Genomic DNA, 21,342 nt, shown 5'->3' with positions numbered 1-21,342 from the left:
AACCTCGCTATACTAGTGAACCAGCAATTTTCACCTGCAACATACTGTTCTGATGGATGTTATCGCTTAATTTTGTCAATAGGTTTTGTGCATCCTGTGACGTTTCTTTGAGTTGTTTAAGTTGGTGTTGCTTATTTCTCTCAACCCATTCATCCATAAACTGAGTAAAATCCTGATCAAGAATTAACTTTTCGATCTCTTTTTGTAAATGTGAATTTTGTATTTTAAGTTGACCACTATTAATTAACACCGCTGCATTACTGCATTTCTGCATGATCATTAATGGCGAAGTGAAAATATCCTTTAAAATAGTCGTAATAGATTTTTTCATAATAGCTTTAGTACATTGTTTACTTAATTCTTCTGCCGTCAGGGTGACACCTTTTTTGATTGCTTCCTTAAGGACATTTTTCGTCACTTCGGTGACCATTTTTTCTATTCCAGCCTGGGTAAAAGACTTGGTGATGTTATTGACCAACGTCATTTCCGCCTGAATTGCCTGTTTAGCGGCGGCAGAAGCCATCTCACTGGCTTCTACCATCTCGATTTCCATCGCTTTCATTGAGATATCGCGACTAATCTGCTGGCTGACATCCTTACCAAACTGTTCTGCTAACTTGCCAACTTCTTCGCTGGCACCGCGCTTGACGACATCGGTCAGCACTTCGCTGCTCCCCGCTTTCAGTACATCGCCAGCGCCTTTGGTCACAGCTCGCGCCGCATTGATCGCCCGTGCCGCCTGAAACAGGTCAATTACCATGGCAAAGCATTCGAAAGACAATTGAACTTTAGATGCTACATCAATAACTTGCTGACATTTATCCTTCGATGCCCCCAATAACATGGCGGTTTCTGCTGCCGCTTTGACTAAACCTGCGGTGCCTGCCGCCAAATAAGCAACACCTGATGCCATCGCGACTGGATCCCCCGTCAGCACACCTTCGGCGACTTTAAATGCTCCATAGACCACTTCGACTGCACCGATAATCCAATCAAATACAGCATTGAAAATGCCGGCTTTTTTGGCTTTATCGGCCTGTTCAATCGCTTTATCAATTTGTTGTTGGTATTCAGTAACACGCTTATCCCGCAGAAAAGTCTGAACATCTGTCGCCCGTTCCATCTGCTTGCCAATCGACTGGCACAAGTTGGAGAACACCCCAAGGCTCAGATTACCGGCCATCGACATGATGAGCTGCATATCCGTGCTGCCCAACCGATCAAGAGATATGTGGTTTCTGCCCTGTTCTTTGGCATCAGTGCGCGGTAAAGAGGTTAGCAAGCGATCGAGTGCTCCCTGCGCATCTTGCTGGGTGACTCTGGAGGAACTTATATTGGCAGCCATCATGGGAGGTAACCCAGCAATACCCCGCCAATCTGACATTTTTATTGATGATGGCGCCGGAGTTTTATCCGCCATTAGCAGTGCCCAATCATTTTGAGCTGTTACTTTAATTCCGATGGCATCAGACATGTCGTACCTCCAATAATAAAGCCGCTAACCCACGCTCGGCTTGGTGTTGTACTTGAGCCCATTCAGAATGTGAATTGCACCAATTCAATGCCATGCGAAAAGCTTTTTCCGCATAATCTGTATTACCACAAGCCATATAGCACTCAGCTGCCGAGCAAGATGGGCGAGGATCATCTATCTGAATTTGTCCCGCTCGACTAAAGCAATATATTGCCTGATGAAAATCTGCGGTCTGTTGATAACACAACCCTAAGGTCAGCCAATAAGAGAAATTCCAATGATCCAATCTCACTAATAGATTTAACAGACGTTTGGCACTGTCATACTCTCCGCCTTGGCACAATTGCACGGTATATTCATATACCAGAGCCAAATCTTGCGGATCCATTTTGGCTAACATACGCAGGGAGCCACCCCGGCGCATAAAGTTAATAACTTCTTCATTCGGTTGAATATTCATCTCACACCGACCTTACTATCGTGACTGGATTAGCAAAGATTGCGGGCAATCGTCATCAGTAAATCTTTTAAACCTGACTGCAATGTGCTGATGTTATTGGCGCAAACGTTATAACTCTGCATCATTTTCTGTAGCTGTAATTGATCCTGGCTCATGGTATCTGTGGCGCGGTTTTTCTCATTATCGAGTGACGCTTTTACTGCCTGTAATTGGCCTTTATCTAACTCTGGCCCATTCTTTTTTAAATATTGATCAATGCTCATTCCATCAACGGTAATACCGTTCTTCCGCATAAAATCGATGACTGAGTCAGGGAGTGGTTCTTTAGTTTTGTCATCCCCCTTCGCAGCTTTTGCAATAATCTCATCAACTTGATTAGAGATATTCTGTGTATCATTGGCATATTTTGAACGCGCCTGCATACCTTTAAAATTTGCACTAGCCAGATTAGAAAGCACATCAAGAAAAGAATATAAAACCTGAAGTCCTATACTGAAAATATCATCAGCATCATGAACAGCATCTGGCGCAGCATTATTTATGGTGTCCTTGCCTGATGGCTTAGCGGCATAGGTTGAAAAATGCTCAGGTAAATTGATCTGGGTATTAGTTGACATATAGATACTCCTGCATTTCTGGCGAAATGAGTTTTACGGAAGAATGTAACTATTAACTCTCGTTAGAATTGATATTTTTAAGTTGCGTTTCCATTTGTTTAAACTGGAGCTTCATCTGTGAAATACAGATCATCAGCTTAGCTTTTTCTTGTTTAAAACCATTTGGAAAGGCCGAGTTCAGTCGTAACAATGCTTCTCTTGCCTTATCGTCCTGACTCGCACGATCTTTGAGCGTCTCAATATCCTTTTGAAAATTATTAAGTTTTTTTAGATCAGATTCTAACTTCTGATATCGCCACTGTAAGTCACCTAATATAGATTGCATGGGGTTATTATCATTCATATAACACTTCCTTATCTATTCATGGGCCTTAAAATTTATTCTGGCTTAATAGTTAATTATTTTCTTTTATATTTATATTGTAATTTTAAGAAATAGCACCGAGCATGAATTTATTTTTCATAGCGAACAATCAATGTTTCTATGATCGTTTCTGCACTGTCCAATGCCAGCATTAAACTATTTAGTTTTTTATAATCATCAGGTGTTTGCTGGATAGACAATTGGTGGATTATTAATATTTTTTCTTTTATCAATAAAGTTTTTTTCTGTTGGATTGATATAGTTTGATACTTAATACCGTCTTCCAGCTCAGTAATATGTCGCATTGCTTATTTACCTGTCGTTAAAAGTTCATTGGTATTTGTATTAAGCTATTCTCTTTTAATAGTGAAAGCCCCAGCTCTGAGATAAAAATGATTTTATAGCCATTTTGCAGCACCGTTCCTTGCTGCAAACGAGTTCCATTAGCCAGTTGTACAAATTTTGCATGGTTATTCCCGCCATAGCTGGCAATCGCCGCAGGAAGAAGTTGGGTCGTTTGATCTGAGGCGGGGATATTCTGATATCTCACGGGTAATTCGTCAGATTGCGGCCCAGCTAATGTTGCCAGCATCTGTTTAAGTTGCTGCTGTTGCTCAGGTGATAGCACCCCACTAATAACAATGTCTTTAGGACTTTGTGTCATGCTCAGGTAACCTAATAATCCCAACGCTCTCAGGTGCTCAACTAATCGTGGAATTTGTCCATTATGGGAATTAACCACCGTCCAGCCTTTTAACCCGGCAACGGTTGCCAGTGTTTCCTGGACTTTTAACCATTGCCCTCCCATCTCAATTGCGCCATAAAGAATAACATTCCCTGCCGTTTTTCCGGTACGAACCTCAATATTCTGATAGCCATATTGATGTAATACATCACTAACACTGGCCGTAAGATGATCATCACAAACTAACTTATTGCGAAAGATTATCTGATTTCGAACTAAGAAGTTTTGCAGCTGAATGACCGCTGACGATGACGTACAGTGCCCACTCAGCATGACGCTGCCATCTGATAACCAACCTGCTTTTATTCCCTCTAAAGCTGGCTGTTTCAATTGCGTTGATAATTGAGTTGGAATATCGGGGGGAAGGTAAGAAAACAATCGGCTAGATTGCTGTGTAAACCAGAATATAAGCATAACAAACAGAAACAATAGTACAAATGTCACCATGGATAACCATAGCAATAAACGTGCTCCTGAGCGGCGAGGTATTTTTATCTCACTGAGAACATCCGTTTCCTCACCGAGGATCAATGCTAATCCAGCAGCTTCAATCACTTGGCGCAAAGGAATTGGAACCTGCAAATCGTGTTTGAAACCATTAACCCACACAGTCCCAGACACCTGTAGCATTATTTGATTTTTGCTTATTATCAAGGTCAGTACTTGTCCTTGAGATAATGGCAAGAGCACATCACACCCCTGCTCTCCCAGAGTAAATTCTCCCTCTGGTAAGCTCAATTCACGCCCATTCAGCTCGCCACTCAGCAAACGCAGTTTGAATCTGACCGCCATATTATCCCCCTGTGTTAACCGGTACGGCTTTGATTAGAAATAGCCGGACAACACTATGAGATTGTTTATTGGTACTGCGAAACAATCCGCCTAATAAAGGAATATCACCCAATAATGGAATTTTGTTTTGTGATTCAATTTGCTTATCTTGAATGAACCCGCCCAAGAGTAGACTTTGTCCAACACGTAACGTAGCTTGTGTCGAAATATCAGAGTTTTGTACTTCAGGTAACGGTTCATTGCTATTAGTCGATGCTTGCTGTTGACCATCTTGAATATTAAGATTAAGTAGGACCTCTTTTACGCCATCTGCATTAATAACTCTAGGCGTCACTCGCAATAATGAACCCGATGTTATTGACTCCAGTTTTGCCACCTTATCACCTTGCAGCTTGGTATAGAACGTTACATTCTTATCTAATACCGCTTGAATATTGTTTAAGGTAACAACAGAAGGACGGGATAAAACTCTGGCTCGAGAGTTCTGCTGCAATGCACTTAGGCGGACCATAAAGTTTCCAGTGTCACCAATGACAGTCGAGAATCCATCAGTGTTGTTTTTGGTCGAGCCACTATTAAATGAGATACCCGTGCCACCAATAGAGGTAGATGCCGACCAATCGATACCGAGTTGGCTGATATCTCCCGCATCAACATCAATAATAGTTACCGAAATTTCGATTTGAACAGGCCGCTGATCCAATTGTGTAATCAAACTACTATAAAGTGGCATATTAACTTGGCGATCACGGATAATAACGGCGTTTTGCCGGGGATCAGCAGAGAAAAGTGGCATACTGACAGGAGCTTCACCTTGTTCTTTGCCACCCGCTAAGGGCAAACTATTGCCAGCACTCATTTCGCGCAGCACACTAACCAAGCCAGGGAGTTTGACTAATTGATCGCGATATTGATAGCTAGAGTCAGCTGCAGAGGCATATTTAAGCTGGAATACTTTTACCGTTTCTTTATTTTGGCTCTGTTTACGAACTTGTGAAGATAGCATTTTGCTCAGTGTCGTTACCCGCTCAATGCATATAGGCACGCCAGTAACTTCAATTGTACCAAGACGAGAGATTGCCTTTACCGCGCAATTCTTACCCGCAGACACGTTACTACGCTGTAAATATTTGATTAAAGTGGTCGTTGATATTCCATCAGGCGATACAAACTCCTTTCTGATTGATTGTGTTTTGTAGAAGTAGAGTATCTCACCATCGTAGTACCACGTAATATTGTATAACCCTGCTAACTCTGTCAGTATTTGATCGGGTGTTTTATCCAAGATTTTTCCACTAAATTTTTCATTTATTTCAGGGCTAACGATGACAGAGACACCATAATTCGTCCCTAAGTCTTCTAATAAATTTGATACGGTCATACCACGGCTATAGATGAAGAAAGGCTCACCTTGCCATGGGATGGTTTGCCCATAGGCCAGTGGCATAGAAAGCAGTAAGATCAAGCCAGTAATTTCTTTCATGATATAACCTTACCAAGATTATTTTCATTCTCACTTAAGATATTTGATTTAGAAGAATTTATGGAGACAGTCATTGAATTAAAATGCTGAACAACAGCATAAATTTTCTCTAATTTTACTGAAAAATCATGACGCGTATTTTTTATATTATCTCTATCATCAATAGTATATCGGCACCAAAACCACCAATAACCATCTTTAAGCTGTAAAGCGAAATCTTGCGTATCATCAAGAGCCACCAGCATAAGCGTGATATAGCGGATAACTGAATCTGATATCATTTTTTTCTCTATAAAAAAAATTCCCACGCAAATAGAATGGTTATAATCTACAGCTCTGGCTGGAATCTCATTTAATGTAAAGCTCACAGTATTTTTATCTGAGAAATCAATATCTCTGACTAAAGACTGCATTTTCAATATTTCCAGCATTAGCGGTTACTCCTGAAATATCACATACCAATTATCCTTCGTAATTAAACATTCGTTATAGAGCAAAAACCTGATTTACTCTCTTTCTAGAATTAAATGAATCTAAAACGAGTAGTAATCAAATTAGTGTAATTCTTGATATCAAGTTTTGACTGTGGCGTACTGAAAAAAACAGTCAGGTGACTATTATGGAAAAATCATCATCACTCGTCACTCGATTGACACTATTACTGGGCATAGCTTTGATGGCTATTTGGCTAATTTCGACTGCAACGACAGCATTCTTTTCATATGAGAATACGCGCCAGAGATTAGTGAATGAATTAACACAAATGGCCTCCTTACGCGCAGATTTAAGTAACTATCAATTTGAAGGGGCGGAACGGGATGCAACTTCACTTATCAATAACCAGGCAAGCTATCAAGTTGGCTGGCGGCTTCCCATACTCTTCCAACATAATGATGCTAATAGCAATACTCTTATTAACTCAATAACCTGCAATACCCCTCAATCTAAGTACGACCTTCCGATAACACAAGCTTACGGTACTGTTGGACAAACCTATTACCTTGATAGTTTTACAATTAATAGAGAAGAGGGAATTACAATCTTCAAGCCGCGAGAAGTATCCAATGATTATTTGCAGCAGCGACGGAAAGAATTGCTATTACTCCCCATATTCCCAACCCACGATAATGTCTTCTGGGGTATGCCAACTTATACGCCACAAAATGGCTGGCATGTCTCAGTTGCGACATGCAATAAAGCGGGTGCATTAGCAGGATTTTCATTAAAACTGAATGAATTAGTCTCAGACAATCAACCGATAGGGCGGCGAGATATTAATTTATGGTTAGATCAATATGGTGAGTTGCTGCCGATCTCTAAAAAAAATATACCGTCAAATCAGTTATATGAAATTCTTGAACAACTAAAAAATAGTAAGTTACATGATGGTTGGCAACAAACACCTGATTATCTGGTATTGCGGACTCAGCTAAAAGGTCCGGGCTGGCAGCAATTAGTTATTTATCCGCGAGTAGGTTTTGCCTGGGAAGCAGCAAAGCCCGCCTTGCATCAACTCCCATTTGCGCTGGCTATTTTGCTGTTGCTTACCCTCATACTCTTCTTATTACTACGATATTACCTGGCCATTCCTTTACGCAACTTCGTCAATATTATTGGGGCTACCGGCCCACAAGCTATGGAGCCACGTTTACCCATTAAGCGTATGGACGAATTAGGGCATATTGCATGTGCTTACAACAAGTTACTGGATAAATTAAATGAGCAGTACGACACATTAGAAATGAAAGTAAAAGAACGCACACTGGCACTGGCAAAATCAAAACAAGCCGCAGAACAGGCCAATCATCGTAAGAGTGAGCATCTGACAACCATAAGCCATGAAATCCGCACTCCACTCAATGGGGCTTTGGGAGCAATTGAACTATTACAAAATACGCCTCTGACATCAGCGCAAAATCGTTTAGCAGAAACCGCTCGCCAGTGTTCACACTCTTTATTGGCAATCATCAATAATCTTTTGGATTTCTCTCGTATTGAATCAGGCCAATTAGAATTGGCCCAAGAGAAAGCTGCATTATTGCCTTTATTGGATCAGGCAATGTTAGCTATTCACAGCCAAGCCTTGAGTAAACCTATTACTCTTGCGACCTACGTCAGTCCAGAGGTTCCACTGAAACTGATACTGGATGGCCAGCGGCTCAAACAGATTTTGATTAATTTATTGGGTAATGCCGTTAAATTTACCCAGCAGGGTCATATTCATCTCAATGTTGAACGTGAAGACAATCAACTCTGCTTTACCGTGGAAGATACCGGCTGCGGTATTGATTTAGAGCATCAACGCAAGATATTCCGCCCCTTTGTCCAAACCTGTGACCATGGGCAAGGAACCGGTTTAGGGCTCACTATCGCAGATAATCTGGCAAGAATGATGGGAGGGCATATAACACTGCACAGCCAACCTAACTGTGGTAGTCGTTTCGTATTAATCCTACCCTATAGTGGAATAGTGGCAACGGTACCTTTTCAGGGTGAATGTTATGCACCACTCCCCTTACATCTCCAATTATCTGCCTGGGGAATTACCTGCCTACCAGAGAGTGATCAATCGTTAGGTATGCAACAGGTACTCCTGGCTGATAACGAATTAAACTATCTGCCTGGCCGTTTATATACCAAAGTCAAAAAATACCTAGATCTTAAAAATCAGCCAGTATTGCATCAGCAAGAGATAAAACACTGCTTACCGCCACAGCCATGGCAGATGACTATATTATTGGTCGACGATGCAGAAACTAATCGTGACATTGTTGGCATGATGCTACGGGAATTAGGTCATCAGGTCACATTGGCAGAAAGTGGTGAAGTCGCATTGAGTATTGGTCAGACTCAGCGTTTCGATCTGGTGCTGATGGATATACGCATGCCGGGGATGGATGGACTGACAACGACTCGATATTGGCGCGATGATGTGGCTAATAGCGATAATTGCTGCATGATAACGGCGCTGAGCGCAAATGCTAATCCAGACGAAAAAATAAAAGCTTATCAGGCGGGGATGAATCATTATCTCTCGAAACCCGTCACTTTCTGTCAGTTGGCTGAAATATTGGATCTGGCGGCACAATTTCAGCTCGAACGTGGGATTAATCTCACCCCACAGATGTCCATGCATAAACCATTATTAGATATGGCTGATACTTCACTCCGCCTTAAATTATTACAATCACTGCACTTGTTACTGCAACAAGCTAGAGACTCTCTAGAGAGTATTCCCACATTATTAGACCACCTCCACACACTAAAAGGCTGTGCCGGCCAAGCCGGACTCATCGAATTACAAGACGCTACTATTCAACTGGAAATAGCGATAGAAGCTCAGGAAACCATTACACAACAAGATATCACTCGCCTCGACGAGATAATCCATAGGCTGTTTCAGCCCTGGAGTCTTCCCGACTCCATTTAAATCATCAGGTAAAGGAATAACTTTATGAATACTAGATTATTGATTGTCGACGATCATGAGCTAATTATTAATGGGATTAAAAATATGCTCATGACTTACCCCCGTTATCAAATTGTTGGTCAGGTGGAAAATGGGCTGGATGTTTATAACTTATGCCGTCAGACCGAGCCAGACATTGTCATCATTGATTTGGGTCTACCGGGGATGGATGGTCTGGATGTGATTATTCAGCTTCTTCGCCGCTGGCCAACCATGAAGATACTGGCATTAACTGCTCGTCATGAAGAGCACTATGCCAGCAGAACATTAAACAATGGTGCTCTCGGTTATGTGCTAAAGAAAAGCCCACAGCAGATTCTGATGGCCGCAATTCAAACGGTATCCGCAGGCAAGCGCTATATTGACCCAGCACTCAATAGTGATCTGATGAATAAACTGGCCCAAGGTACTGATGCTCATCAACCCGTATTAACGCCGCGGGAGCGCCAAGTTTTAAAACTGATCACTGAGGGCTCTTGTAACCGTATTATTGCTGACCAGCTGTCCATCAGCCAAAAAACGGTTGAAACCCATCGTCTTAATATGATGAAAAAACTGGATGTACACAAAGTTGCCGAGCTGATTCACTGGTCATATCGCCTAGGCTTAAATTAACAATGTCAGCCAATCACCTTCGCACTTATTCTTTATGACACTTAAAAATAAATACCCCCTGTTAGTATTACGCCAACAGGGGGTTTTGGTGGATAGATAAGTTAACGACTAGTTTTCAACTGGTGTCTGTTTCGGTGCAAACAGCGCTTTCTCATAAGCCTTAGCTTTTTTATGATCGAATTGATGTTCCCACTTGGCAATAACCAACACCGCTAATGCATTTCCCACCACATTGAGTGCAGTACGCGCCATATCCAAAATACGGTCTACACCCGCAATAAAGGCTAAGCCCTCTAGCGGAATCCCCACACTGCCTAATGTTGCCAACAAGACAACAAAAGAGACGCCCGGAACACCGGCAATACCTTTCGACGTGACCATTAAAGTCAGGACCAGAATAATCTCTTGCCCGATGGACAGTTCAATACCGTATAGCTGGGCAATAAATATGGCTGCGATACTTTGATATAGCGTGGAGCCATCAAGATTAAATGAATAGCCTGTCGGAACAACAAAACTGGTAATGGATTTAGGCGCGCCGTAGGCCTCCATCTTTTCAATGATTCGTGGTAATACTGTTTCAGAGCTAGCCGTAGAATAGGCCAGAATAAGCTCATCTTTGAGAATTCGAATCAATGTCCAAATTCGCAATTTACACAATCTTGCTACTGTGCCCATAACCACTAAGGCAAAGAAAATAATCGCGGCGTACACCAGAATAACCAACTTGGCGAGCGGGATAAGAGATGCAAAACCAAAATTGGCGACAGTCACCGAGATCAAGCCAAACACCCCGATAGGCGCATAACGCATAATCATGTGTGTAACTTTGAACATGCTTTCAGAGACGGCTTTAAATACATTCAACAGTGGTTCTTTGGTTTCTTTTGGCAATGAAGACAGCCCTAAACCAAACAACACTGAGAAGAAAATAATCGGCAACATGTCGCCTTTCGCCATTGAGGCAAAGACGTTGGCAGGAATCAACGACAAGATGGTGCTCACCAAACTGTGGCTACCACTTTGTACTTGTTCGGTGGTTTTTTCATACTGAGAGATATCGACGACAGTCAGTGCCGACATATCAATGCCGTGCCCTGGCTGGAATACATTCGCCAAGGTAATCCCGACGATAATCGCGACTGTGGTGATAACTTCAAAATAGATGATGGTTTTCAAGCCAATTCGGCCCAATTTCTTAGCATCACCAACACCCGCAATACCGACGATCAAAGTTGAAATAACAATCGGCACAACAATCATTTTAATTAAGCGGATAAAGATATCACCCGCCGGACTTAAAATATTACTCACTAACCATTCTCTTGATTCAATGTGGTTATGTAAAACCGCACCAACCAAAATACCAAGTACCAGCGCAATGAGAATTTGCCAGGCCAGACCTATTTTTACACTTTTCATACCCTAAAAATTCCTCAAAGCATTCCATAAAATGCAAGTTACCAAGCATCTCAAATAGAATACTTAATCATTAAATACGGGGCTATAGTTGATAAAACTTATGGTCCAGCCTCCCGCCAGCCGTCCACGTTTTAAATCAGTATCACTTCCAGGCACTGTTCTGCAACCCTTGTTTACACTCAGCCTACATAACCGCAATGGACAATATCAGCCCCCAAAAACCGTTAATCCGCAGTAAACATTTGTTATTAAAACAGTAAAATATATCCGTAACAAATAGAATTCGAAGTGAAAAGTATAGAAAATGAGCTAAATTAAATTGCCGTATAAATTTTTATTATGTTTTATTTTTTGATGCATTATGTATTCATTCTGTTAATTCAAACTGTCACAATTCTCCTCTTATTTTGGATATTCTGCAACCAAAGCCTATTTTTTAGAGAAAAAATCAGACCACAGATTAAAAAAGTAAAAACATTAAAATGCATATTTATGCCATTAGCATTTTTTATTTTAATATGAATATTTCAAGTTGGAATATATACACATTTTTAATTACCGTGAGATATTAAAATAATACTCTCACTACAGTTGTAAATTGATATATTATTTTTTGGCTAACAACTTATATTGAATTGCATTAATCACCTAAAGTTAATACTTTTCATTACTAAGGCCTACCAATATCCCCTTTTCACACGGAAAATGAGCTGATGAGCACATTTCTTTCCTTTATTGCATAACCACATCGCGTCTCTCCTATCATTAAGATATCGATTCACCACGCAACGCATTAAGTAAGTCACTAAATCAACATCTTTTATGCGTGATCTGTCGCCCAAAAAAGAAACAAAACGGCCTCTCACACTATAATTAACTTTTGATTGACATATTATTAACAATCTCAAGGAGAACTATTATGAGCCAAATACATAAACACCCTATTCCAGCTGCAATTGCAGAGCATGCCCTGATCAACCCAGAACAATATAATCAATACTATCAACAATCTGTGCAGAACCCAGATGAGTTTTGGGGTGAACATGGCAAGATTATTGATTGGATTAAACCGTATAAAACAGTGAAAAATACCTCTTTTGACCCCGGGCATGTCAGTATTCGCTGGTTTGAAGATGGCACACTGAATCTGGCGGCCAACTGCCTTGACCGCCACCTAGCAGAACGTGGTGATCAAACCGCGATTATCTGGGAAGGCGATGACCCAAACCAATCCAAAACTGTCACCTATAAACAGCTTCATCATGATGTATGTCAGTTTGCCAACGTTCTGAAAAAGCTCGGTATCAAGAAAGGTGATGTTGTTGCTATTTATATGCCAATGGTGCCAGAAGCGGCCGTTGCCATGCTGGCGTGTGCACGTATTGGTGCTGTTCACTCTGTGATTTTCGGTGGGTTCTCACCCGATGCAGTGGCTGGCCGTATTATCGACTCTAACTCAAAATTGGTGATTACTGCCGATGAAGGCATTCGTGCTGGTCGTGCAATTCCACTGAAAAAAAATGTCGATGAAGCCCTGAAAAACCCAGCAATTACCAGTATCAAGAATGTCGTCGTATTCCAACGTACCGGCAATGCCAGTTATTGGAAAGATGGACGGGACTTGTGGTGGCATGACCTGACTAAAGAAGCTTCAGCTGATTGTCCTCCAGAAGAAATGAATGCAGAAGACCCGCTATTCATCCTTTATACCTCCGGCTCTACCGGTAAACCCAAAGGGGTATTGCATACCACCGGCGGTTATCTGGTGTATGCCGCACTGACCTTTAAATACGTTTTTGATTACCACCCAGGTGATATTTACTGGTGTACCGCCGATGTTGGCTGGGTTACCGGACACAGCTATCTGCTGTATGGCCCACTGGCTTGCGGTGCGATTACGCTGATGTTTGAAGGTGTGCCCAACTATCCGGGCGTCAATCGTTTGGGTCAGGTTATTGATAAACATCAGGTCAATATTCTGTATACCGCGCCGACGGCTATCCGCGCGTTAATGGCCGAAGGTGATAAAGCCATCGAAGGAACCAAACGCACTTCGCTGCGCATCATGGGATCAGTCGGTGAGCCAATCAACCCGGAAGCATGGGAATGGTATTACAACAAAATCGGTAACAGTAAGTGCCCAATTGTTGATACCTGGTGGCAGACGGAAACCGGTGGTTTCATGATTACCCCACTGCCTGGAGCCACAGAGCTGAAAGCGGGTTCCGCCACACGCCCATTCTTTGGTGTTCAACCTGCGTTAGTTGATAACTTGGGTAACCCACAAGAAGGTGCGGCGGAAGGTAACCTGGTCATAACCGACTCGTGGCCGGGTCAGGCCAGAACACTGTTTGGTGATCATGACCGCTTTGAGCAAACCTACTTCTCTACCTTTAAAGGGATGTATTTCAGTGGTGATGGCGCGCGCCGTGATGAAGATGGCTACTACTGGATAACCGGTCGAGTTGATGATGTGTTGAACGTTTCAGGGCACCGTTTAGGGACGGCTGAAATTGAATCTGCATTAGTCGCACACCCGAAAATTGCAGAAGCTGCGGTAGTTGGGGTGCCTCACAATATTAAAGGGCAGGCAATCTATGCCTATATCACCCTGAATCATGGCGAAGAGCCAACACCAGAGTTGTATACCGAAGTGCGTAATTGGGTACGTAAAGAAATCGGCCCAATCGCGACACCAGATATTCTGCACTGGACTGATTCACTGCCAAAAACGCGTTCGGGCAAGATTATGCGCCGGATCCTGCGCAAAATCGCCGCTGGCGATACCAGCAACTTAGGGGATACCTCAACACTCGCCGATCCGGGTGTCGTAGACAAATTACTGGAAGAAAAACAATCAATGCAAGCACCGTCGTAAATTGTGCCGCCTGCGGGCGGCAACCTTAATTAATGCCTCAAAGGAGAGACTCTGATGAATGACAGCATTTATCAAGAGATTGAAAATAACCCGCGCTTCAAAGAGCTGGTGCAAAAGCGTAGTCGCTTTGCCTGGCTACTGTCGCTAATTACCCTCGCGTTATATGTCGGTTTCATTTTCCTTATTGCTTTCGAACCACAATGGCTCGGCACCCCGCTCTATGCAGGGTCCAGCATTACTCGCGGTATTCCCGTCGGTGTGGGGCTGATTGTTATTTCTTTTGTTCTTACCGGTATTTACGTTATTCGTGCTAATGGCGAGTTTGACCGTCTGACGGCAGAAATTCTTCGTGAGGTGAAGCAATGAAGACTCGCCATTGGTCCGTACTCTCCTTATTGGCTCTGCCTGCGCTGTCACAGGCAGATGCAATTACCGGCGAAGTTCATCGCCAGCCGCTCAATATTCAGGCGATCGTTATGTTCGTTTTGTTTGTTGGCGCAACATTATATATTACCTATTGGGCATCAAAACGTACCCGCTCCCGACAAGACTATTATACTGCTGGCGGGCGTATTACAGGCTTCCAAAATGGTTTGGCGATCGCCGGTGACTTTATGTCTGCGGCATCATTCCTCGGTATTTCCGCATTGGTCTATACCTCCGGTTACGATGGCTTGATTTACTCCATCGGATTCCTTATCGGGTGGCCAATCATTCTATTCTTAATCGCCGAACGCTTGCGTAATCTGGGCCGCTATACTTTTGCCGATGTAGCATCCTACCGGTTGAAACAAAGACCTATCCGTACCTTATCAGCCTGTGGCTCATTAGTGGTTGTGGCCCTGTATCTGATCGCACAAATGGTCGGTGCTGGTAAATTAATCCAGTTATTATTCGGTCTGAACTATCACGTCGCCGTGGTATTAGTTGGTATCCTGATGGTGCTCTACGTGTTGTTTGGCGGTATGTTGGCCACTACATGGGTACAAATAATCAAGGCGGTATTGCTGCTGGCCGGTGCATCCTTTATGGCCATCATGGTCATGAAGTCGGTTAACTTCAACTTCAACACACTATTTAGCGAAGCCGTCAAAGTTCATCCTAAAGGCCTGTCTATCATGAGCCCTGGGGGATTGGTATCAGACCCCATATCCGCACTGTCTCTTGGTCTGGCATTGATGTTTGGTACTGCCGGTTTGCCACATATTCTGATGCGATTCTTCACTGTTAGTGATGCTAAAGAAGCGCGAAAAAGTGTGTTCTATGCCACTGGCTTTATCGGTTACTTCTACATATTGACCTTTATTATTGGATTTGGCGCGATCCTGTTGGTTGGCCCGAACCCTGCCTTTAAAGATGCGGCTGGCGCGTTACTCGGCGGCAACAATATGGCGGCAGTCCATCTGGCTGATGCAGTAGGGGGAAGCTTCTTCCTTGGCTTTATCTCAGCAGTGGCCTTTGCAACTATCCTCGCCGTCGTCGCAGGCCTGACATTGGCCGGTGCATCTGCGGTTTCTCATGACCTTTATGCCAGTGTGATTAAGAAGGGCAAAGCTCATGAGCGCGATGAACTGAGAGTCTCTAAAATTACAGTTATCGTGTTAGGATTCGTTGCTATTGGCTTAGGTATTCTGTTTGAAAAACAAAATATTGCCTTCATGGTAGGTTTGGCATTCTCCATTGCTGCCAGCTGTAACTTCCCCATCATTTTCATCTCGATGTATTGGTCAAAACTGACCACTCGTGGAGCAATGATTGGTGGCTGGCTGGGGCTATTAACCGCCGTTATCCTGATGATTCTGGGCCCAACCATCTGGGTTACTATATTAGGACATGCAAAACCCATCTATCCGTACGAATACCCTGCATTGTTCTCAATGATAGTGGCCTTCGTCGGGATATGGTTCTTCTCCATTACTGATAACTCAGAAGAAGGCCAGCAAGAACGCTTACGCTTTAAAGCACAGTTTGTTCGTTCACAAACCGGCTTGGGCATTTCTCAAAGCAGTTCTCACTAATCGCATTCGCTCTATCAAAGGCCCCTTGGGGCCTTTTTTTATGGTTTTAACCAGTGATCTAACCACGGGAAAACCACCGCTTGCTGCTCTTGATAAAAAACATGCCCCAATGCAGGCCAATTGCGTGTCACCAAGCGGGACTCGGCATTCTGCGAACGCCAAATGGCATGCACTTTGTTATATGCCTGTTCTACCGCATCCGACGGAAATAACTTATCTTTGCCACCATTAAAAAGCAGCATCGGTTTTGGTGCTGCTAAGCTGGCGATATCAGGAAAATCCAACTTATTGGCAATGCCGGGATGGAGCATATAAAAAGCGGATTGCCCGCGGAGCACATTATTGCCCGGAGTCATCAAACCTTGATAGTTACCAAACCACGAGATAGCCGCGGTTGCTGCCACCTTGTCTGACAGTGCGGCCAGTTGCCAAGCGCGATATGCCCCCATAGAAAAGCCCAGAACACCAATGCGCTTCTGGTCAACTGATGGCAATGTTGCTAGGAAATCAACAGTTCGCATATCCTCATAAGCCATAGTGCCAGCTAATGAACGGCCCAAATTAAAGAAATTACTGGCCAAAGCTTGCTGCTGCTCATAGCTCATCGGCCCTCTATCACCCCAGCCAATAGCATCTATGGATAGCACCACATAACCACGCTTTGCTAATTCATCGCCGATAAACTTACCGCTGAAGAATTTGTCCGACCATGCCTGCGCCGAGGCAAGCTGCGCACTATCTCCCCATGGGCGAATCATTTTCTCTTTGCCAATATCAAATTTGGAGCCATGGTCATGCAATAAAACAATCGCGGGATGAGGTCCTTTGGTTTTAGGTGTTAATAGCAACCCCTGCACCCGACTTTCATCAGTGATATTCAAGGCTATTTTTTCTGCAACATAGCTTCCGCGATCTTGCTGATCCAAGTTTTCTGCAGAGAATGCAATTGTTGAGTCGGGAGTGAGTAATGCCTGCCTGAGGATTTTTCTGGTGTCACTCTTCCACAGCGCGAAATCAGTATACTTTCCAGCCAACCATGAGCTTTGGTAAGTCATTTGCTGCTTAAGTTGCGGATAAAATACCGGTAAGTTGTTTTCAGTAATGGCTTCTTTTTGATATGTCACTGAACTTGCCTGGACTGCTGTGCAGCTAAGCATTGCAACCAATACTGCTGTATATGCAAATCGACCAGCATTCATTTAAACCTCATAATCAAAACATCGTTTCAATTTAAGAGTCATGATTTTAAGGGAATAACGTTTTTTTTCTGTGGCTGAGATTATAAAAATGGCAGAAAGATTTAATACGATAACAAAGTCTATTTGACCAGATGCAATTCATCTTTCGTTAAATTTACCACCAAATTGCAGACATAAAAAAAACCCTCTGTGCAGCAGAAGGCTTTCTCTGGTATCCCAAATCCCACATAGCAAAAACCCCACGCTTTTGGCATGGGGTCTCGGCTTGATTTGATACCTGGCAGTGTCCTACTCTCGCATGGGGAGACCCCACACTACCATCGGCGCTACGGCGTTTCACTTCTGAGTTCGGCATGGGGTCAGGTGGGACCACCGCGCTATTGCCGCCAGGTAAATTCTTTTCTACAACTACCGAACTTTAACCCATGTAACTGGTGCTGATACCCAGAGTCGAACTGGGGACCTCACCCTTACCAAGGGTGCGCTCTACCAACTGAGCCATATCAGCACTCTAAATTTGATGCCTGGCAGTGTCCTACTCTCGCATGGGGAGACCCCACACTACCATCGGCGCTACGGCGTTTCACTTCTGAGTTCGGCATGGGTTCAGGTGGTCCCACCGCGCTATGGCCGCCAGGCAAATTCTGTTTTAATCAACCCGCTACACTATAACTCCCATGCAGCCAGCCAATTCAATCTGTAAACGTCGCTGAAAATTAAAATATACTCTCAAATAACCAAAACACCTTCGGTGTTGTAAGGTTAAGCCTCACGGATCATTAGTACTGGTTAGCTCAATGCATCGCTGCACTTACACACCCAGCCTATCAACGTCATAGTCTTTAACGTTCCTTCAGGGGGCTTAAAGCCCCAGGGAAGACTCATCTCGAGGCAAGTTTCCCGCTTAGATGCTTTCAGCGGTTATCTCTTCCGAATTTAGCTACCGGGCAATGCCATTGGCATGACAACCCGAACACCAGTGATTCGTCCACTCCGGTCCTCTCGTACTAGGAGCAGCCCCTCTCAATCTTCCAACGCCCACGGCAGATAGGGACCGAACTGTCTCACGACGTTCTAAACCCAGCTCGCGTACCACTTTAAATGGCGAACAGCCATACCCTTGGGACCTACTTCAGCCCCAGGATGTGATGAGCCGACATCGAGGTGCCAAACACCGCCGTCGATATGAACTCTTGGGCGGTATCAGCCTGTTATCCCCGGAGTACCTTTTATCCGTTGAGCGATGGCCCTTCCATTCAGAACCACCGGATCACTAAGACCTACTTTCGTACCTGCTCGAGCCGTCACTCTCGCAGTCAAGCTAGCTTATGCCTTTGCACTAACCTCACGATGTCCGACCGTGATTAGCTAACCTTCGTGCTCCTCCGTTACTCTTTGGGAGGAGACCGCCCCAGTCAAACTACCCACCAGACACTGTCCTCACCCCGGATTACGGGGCCGAGTTAGAACATCAAACATTAAAGGGTGGTATTTCAAGGTTGGCTCCACGCAGACTGGCGTCCACGCTTCGATGCCTCCCACCTATCCTACACATCAAGGCTCAATGTTCAGTGTCAAGCTATAGTAAAGGTTCACGGGGTCTTTCCGTCTTGCCGCGGGTACACTGCATCTTCACAGCGAGTTCAATTTCACTGAGTCTCGGGTGGAGACAGCCTGGCCATCATTACGCCATTCGTGCAGGTCGGAACTTACCCGACAAGGAATTTCGCTACCTTAGGACCGTTATAGTTACGGCCGCCGTTTACTGGGGCTTCGATCAAGAGCTTCGCCTTGCGGCTGACCCCATCAATTAACCTTCCAGCACCGGGCAGGCGTCACACCGTATACGTCCACTTTCGTGTTTGCACAGTGCTGTGTTTTTATTAAACAGTTGCAGCCAGCTGGTATCTGCGACTGGCTTCGGCTACGAGAGCAAGTCTCTTTACCTAATGCCAGCGTGCCTTCTCCCGAAGTTACGGCACCATTTTGCCTAGTTCCTTCACCCGAGTTCTCTCAAGCGCCTGAGTATTCTCTACCTGACCACCTGTGTCGGTTTGGGGTACGATTCAATGTTACCTGATGCTTAGAGGCTTTTCCTGGAAGCTTGGCATCAACTACTTCTGCACCGTAGTGCATCGTCATCACACCTCAGCGTTGATAAGCAACCGGATTTACCAGGTCACTCCGCCTACATGCTTAAACCGGGACAACCGTCGCCCGGCTAGCCTAGCCTTCTCCGTCCCCCCTTCGCAGTAACACCGAGTACAGGAATATTAACCTGTTTCCCATCGACTACGCTTTTCAGCCTCGCCTTAGGGGTCGACTCACCCTGCCCCGATTAACGTTGGACAGGAACCCTTGGTCTTCCGGCGTGCGGGCTTTTCACCCGCATTATCGTTACTTATGTCAGCATTCGCACTTCTGATACCTCCAGCAGACCTCACAGTCCACCTTCAACGGCTTACAGAACGCTCCCCTACCCAACAACACCTAAGTGTCGCTGCCGCAGCTTCGGTGCATGGTTTAGCCCCGTTACATCTTCCGCGCAGGCCGACTCGACCAGTGAGCTATTACGCTTTCTTTAAATGATGGCTGCTTCTAAGCCAACATCCTGGCTGTCTATGCCTTCCCACATCGTTTCCCACTTAACCATGACTTTGGGACCTTAGCTGGCGGTCTGGGTTGTTTCCCTCTTCACGACGGACGTTAGCACCCGCCGTGTGTCTCCCGTGATAACATTCTTCGGTATTCGGAGTTTGCATCGGTTTGGTAAGTCGGGATGACCCCCTAGCCGAAACAGTGCTCTACCCCCGAAGATGAGTTCACGAGGCGCTACCTAAATAGCTTTCGGGGAGAACCAGCTATCTCCCGGTTTGATTGGCCTTTCACCCCCAGCCACAAGTCATCCGCTAATTTTTCAACATTAGTCGGTTCGGTCCTCCAGTTAGTGTTACCCAACCTTCAACCTGCCCATGGCTAGATCACCGGGTTTCGGGTCTATACCTTGCAACTAGACGCCCAGTTAAGACTCGGTTTCCCTACGGCTCCCCTATTCGGTTAACCTTGCTACAAAATATAAGTCGCTGACCCATTATACAAAAGGTACGCAGTCACACCACGAAGGTGCTCCCACTGCTTGTACGTACACGGTTTCAGGTTCTATTTCACTCCCCTCGCCGGGGTTCTTTTCGCCTTTCCCTCACGGTACTGGTTCACTATCGGTCAGTCAGGAGTATTTAGCCTTGGAGGATGGTCCCCCCATATTCAGACAGGATGTCACGTGTCCCGCCCTACTCATCGAGTTCACAGCAAGTGTATTTTTGTGTACGGGACTATCACCCTGTACCGTGCGACTTTCCAGACGCTTCCACTAACACACAAACTGATTCAGACTCTGGGCTCCTCCCCGTTCGCTCGCCGCTACTGGGGGAATCTCGGTTGATTTCTTTTCCTCGGGGTACTTAGATGTTTCAGTTCCCCCGGTTCGCCTTGCATGGCTATGTATTCACCATGCAATAGTGCAACGAATTGCACTGGGTTTCCCCATTCGGGTATCGTCGGTTGTAACGCTTCATATCAGCTTACCGACGCTTTTCGCAGATTAGCACGCCCTTCATCGCCTCTGACTGCCTAGGCATCCACCGTGTACGCTTAGTCGCTTAACCTCACAACCCGAAGGTGTCTTTCGACAACTTGCGTTGTGATTATTTGAGAGACTCTAATACAGGTTACTCGTTATCTCAGTACATCTACGGAGAGATAAGTTTCAGCTGTATTGTTTCAATTTTCAGCTTGTTCCAGATTGT

At 44.5% G+C, this 21,342-nt stretch carries 15 protein-coding genes, 1 tRNA gene and 3 rRNA genes; 5 read left to right on the top strand and 14 right to left on the bottom strand.

The genetic code is table 11. The features are described 5' to 3' along the window. Positions 1-7: 7 nt before the first annotated feature. From sctE to N0H69_RS01530, 8 genes are all read right to left on the bottom strand, one after another. Positions 8-1,474, bottom strand: coding sequence for a type III secretion system translocon subunit SseC family protein (sctE, locus tag N0H69_RS01565; RefSeq protein ID WP_050152380.1), 1,467 nt, complete (start codon positions 1,472-1,474; stop codon positions 8-10). Further along, positions 1,467-1,934 carry a SycD/LcrH family type III secretion system chaperone gene (locus N0H69_RS01560; protein ID WP_050152381.1) on the bottom strand — a complete coding sequence of 156 codons (468 nt, stop codon included), beginning with the start codon at positions 1,932-1,934 and terminating at the stop codon, positions 1,467-1,469. Before N0H69_RS01560 ends, sctE begins: the two co-directional genes overlap by 8 nt. Positions 1,935-1,963: 29 nt before the next feature. Continuing rightward, on the bottom strand, positions 1,964-2,551 hold the full coding sequence (sseB, locus tag N0H69_RS01555) for a type III secretion system translocon protein SseB (protein WP_050110561.1): 588 nt from the start codon (positions 2,549-2,551) through the stop codon (positions 1,964-1,966). A gap of 52 nt (positions 2,552-2,603) precedes the next feature. Continuing rightward, positions 2,604-2,894: a chromosome partitioning protein ParA gene (locus N0H69_RS01550; protein WP_050152382.1), complete on the bottom strand. Its 291-nt coding sequence runs from the start codon at positions 2,892-2,894 to the stop codon at positions 2,604-2,606. A 110-nt stretch (positions 2,895-3,004) separates the two neighbouring features. Then, positions 3,005-3,220, bottom strand: a complete 216-nt coding sequence (locus tag N0H69_RS01545) for an EscE/YscE/SsaE family type III secretion system needle protein co-chaperone (protein ID WP_050152383.1) — start codon at positions 3,218-3,220, stop codon at positions 3,005-3,007. A gap of 17 nt (positions 3,221-3,237) precedes the next feature. After that, a complete protein-coding gene (sctD, locus tag N0H69_RS01540) occupies positions 3,238-4,452 on the bottom strand; it encodes a type III secretion system inner membrane ring subunit SctD (protein WP_050152384.1) in 1,215 nt (404 codons plus the stop codon). 1 nt (position 4,453) lies between these two features. After that, complete coding sequence (locus N0H69_RS01535; RefSeq protein WP_050121803.1) at positions 4,454-5,935, bottom strand: EscC/YscC/HrcC family type III secretion system outer membrane ring protein; 1,482 nt, start codon at positions 5,933-5,935, stop codon at positions 4,454-4,456. Continuing rightward, positions 5,932-6,366 carry a hypothetical protein gene (locus N0H69_RS01530; RefSeq protein WP_050152385.1) on the bottom strand — a complete coding sequence of 145 codons (435 nt, stop codon included), beginning with the start codon at positions 6,364-6,366 and terminating at the stop codon, positions 5,932-5,934. Before N0H69_RS01530 ends, N0H69_RS01535 begins: the two co-directional genes overlap by 4 nt. A gap of 188 nt (positions 6,367-6,554) precedes the next feature. Between N0H69_RS01530 and N0H69_RS01525 the strand changes: the two genes are divergently transcribed. Continuing rightward, positions 6,555-9,365, top strand: a complete 2,811-nt coding sequence (locus N0H69_RS01525) for a two component system sensor kinase (protein WP_050152386.1) — start codon at positions 6,555-6,557, stop codon at positions 9,363-9,365. Positions 9,366-9,389: 24 nt separating this feature from the next. Continuing rightward, on the top strand, positions 9,390-10,019 hold the full coding sequence (locus N0H69_RS01520; RefSeq protein WP_050152387.1) for a two component system response regulator: 630 nt from the start codon (positions 9,390-9,392) through the stop codon (positions 10,017-10,019). Positions 10,020-10,127: 108 nt separating this feature from the next. Here the strand turns inward: N0H69_RS01520 and gltP are convergent, their stop codons facing one another. Continuing rightward, positions 10,128-11,441, bottom strand: a complete 1,314-nt coding sequence (gene gltP / locus N0H69_RS01515; RefSeq protein WP_050110572.1) for a glutamate/aspartate:proton symporter GltP — start codon at positions 11,439-11,441, stop codon at positions 10,128-10,130. Between the two features lie 919 nt (positions 11,442-12,360). On the opposite strand from gltP, the gene acs reads away from it, so the two are divergent. Genes acs through actP form a run of 3 tightly spaced genes read left to right on the top strand, consistent with a single transcriptional unit; the run spans position 12,361 to position 16,337 of the window. Further along, positions 12,361-14,319: an acetate--CoA ligase gene (gene acs / locus N0H69_RS01510; RefSeq protein WP_050110574.1), complete on the top strand. Its 1,959-nt coding sequence runs from the start codon at positions 12,361-12,363 to the stop codon at positions 14,317-14,319. Positions 14,320-14,373: 54 nt separating this feature from the next. Further along, positions 14,374-14,685 (top strand): DUF485 domain-containing protein, encoded by a 312-nt coding sequence (locus N0H69_RS01505; RefSeq protein ID WP_050110575.1) that lies wholly within the window; start codon positions 14,374-14,376, stop codon positions 14,683-14,685. Then, positions 14,682-16,337 (top strand): cation/acetate symporter ActP, encoded by a 1,656-nt coding sequence (gene actP, locus N0H69_RS01500; RefSeq protein WP_050110576.1) that lies wholly within the window; start codon positions 14,682-14,684, stop codon positions 16,335-16,337. Before N0H69_RS01505 ends, actP begins: the two co-directional genes overlap by 4 nt. Before the next feature lie 38 nt (positions 16,338-16,375). Here the strand turns inward: actP and N0H69_RS01495 are convergent, their stop codons facing one another. From N0H69_RS01495 to N0H69_RS01475, 5 genes are all read right to left on the bottom strand, one after another. Continuing rightward, the gene (locus N0H69_RS01495; protein WP_172665483.1) at positions 16,376-17,392 is read right to left on the bottom strand and encodes a dienelactone hydrolase family protein; all 1,017 of its coding nucleotides are present in this window, start codon (positions 17,390-17,392) and stop codon (positions 16,376-16,378) included. A 419-nt stretch (positions 17,393-17,811) separates the two neighbouring features. Next, positions 17,812-17,927: ribosomal RNA gene (gene rrf, locus N0H69_RS01490) — 5S ribosomal RNA — on the bottom strand. A 41-nt stretch (positions 17,928-17,968) separates the two neighbouring features. Continuing rightward, positions 17,969-18,044 (bottom strand) — tRNA-Thr (locus N0H69_RS01485). Between the two features lie 14 nt (positions 18,045-18,058). After that, a 5S ribosomal RNA gene (gene rrf, locus N0H69_RS01480) occupies positions 18,059-18,174 on the bottom strand. A 120-nt stretch (positions 18,175-18,294) separates the two neighbouring features. After that, a 23S ribosomal RNA gene (locus N0H69_RS01475) occupies positions 18,295-21,201 on the bottom strand. Between the last annotated feature and the right edge of the window lie 141 nt (positions 21,202-21,342).

The organism is Yersinia alsatica, from assembly GCF_025133195.1.
GTDB classification, from domain to species: Bacteria; Pseudomonadota; Gammaproteobacteria; order Enterobacterales; family Enterobacteriaceae; genus Yersinia; species Yersinia alsatica.
The sequence above is the reverse complement of the archived record's forward strand: the minus strand, read 5'-3'. Positions and strand labels throughout refer to the sequence as shown.

What these genes read in the sequence shown, in the direction of transcription:
- N0H69_RS01535 (WP_050121803.1), bottom strand. Translation starts at nt 5,935, where the DNA reads ATGAAAGAAATTACTGGCTTGATCTTACTGCTTTCTATGCCACTGGCC.
- sctD (WP_050152384.1), bottom strand. Translation starts at nt 4,452, where the DNA reads ATGGCGGTCAGATTCAAACTGCGTTTGCTGAGTGGCGAGCTGAATGGG.
- sctE (WP_050152380.1), bottom strand. Translation starts at nt 1,474, where the DNA reads ATGTCTGATGCCATCGGAATTAAAGTAACAGCTCAAAATGATTGGGCA.
- gltP (WP_050110572.1), bottom strand. Translation starts at nt 11,441, where the DNA reads ATGAAAAGTGTAAAAATAGGTCTGGCCTGGCAAATTCTCATTGCGCTG.
- N0H69_RS01550 (WP_050152382.1), bottom strand. Translation starts at nt 2,894, where the DNA reads ATGAATGATAATAACCCCATGCAATCTATATTAGGTGACTTACAGTGG.
- N0H69_RS01530 (WP_050152385.1), bottom strand. Translation starts at nt 6,366, where the DNA reads ATGCTGGAAATATTGAAAATGCAGTCTTTAGTCAGAGATATTGATTTC.
- N0H69_RS01560 (WP_050152381.1), bottom strand. Translation starts at nt 1,934, where the DNA reads ATGAATATTCAACCGAATGAAGAAGTTATTAACTTTATGCGCCGGGGT.
- N0H69_RS01545 (WP_050152383.1), bottom strand. Translation starts at nt 3,220, where the DNA reads ATGCGACATATTACTGAGCTGGAAGACGGTATTAAGTATCAAACTATA.
- sseB (WP_050110561.1), bottom strand. Translation starts at nt 2,551, where the DNA reads ATGTCAACTAATACCCAGATCAATTTACCTGAGCATTTTTCAACCTAT.
- N0H69_RS01495 (WP_172665483.1), bottom strand. Translation starts at nt 17,392, where the DNA reads ATGACTTACCAAAGCTCATGGTTGGCTGGAAAGTATACTGATTTCGCG.
- N0H69_RS01505 (WP_050110575.1), top strand. Translation starts at nt 14,374, where the DNA reads ATGAATGACAGCATTTATCAAGAGATTGAAAATAACCCGCGCTTCAAA.
- actP (WP_050110576.1), top strand. Translation starts at nt 14,682, where the DNA reads ATGAAGACTCGCCATTGGTCCGTACTCTCCTTATTGGCTCTGCCTGCG.
- acs (WP_050110574.1), top strand. Translation starts at nt 12,361, where the DNA reads ATGAGCCAAATACATAAACACCCTATTCCAGCTGCAATTGCAGAGCAT.
- N0H69_RS01520 (WP_050152387.1), top strand. Translation starts at nt 9,390, where the DNA reads ATGAATACTAGATTATTGATTGTCGACGATCATGAGCTAATTATTAAT.
- N0H69_RS01525 (WP_050152386.1), top strand. Translation starts at nt 6,555, where the DNA reads ATGGAAAAATCATCATCACTCGTCACTCGATTGACACTATTACTGGGC.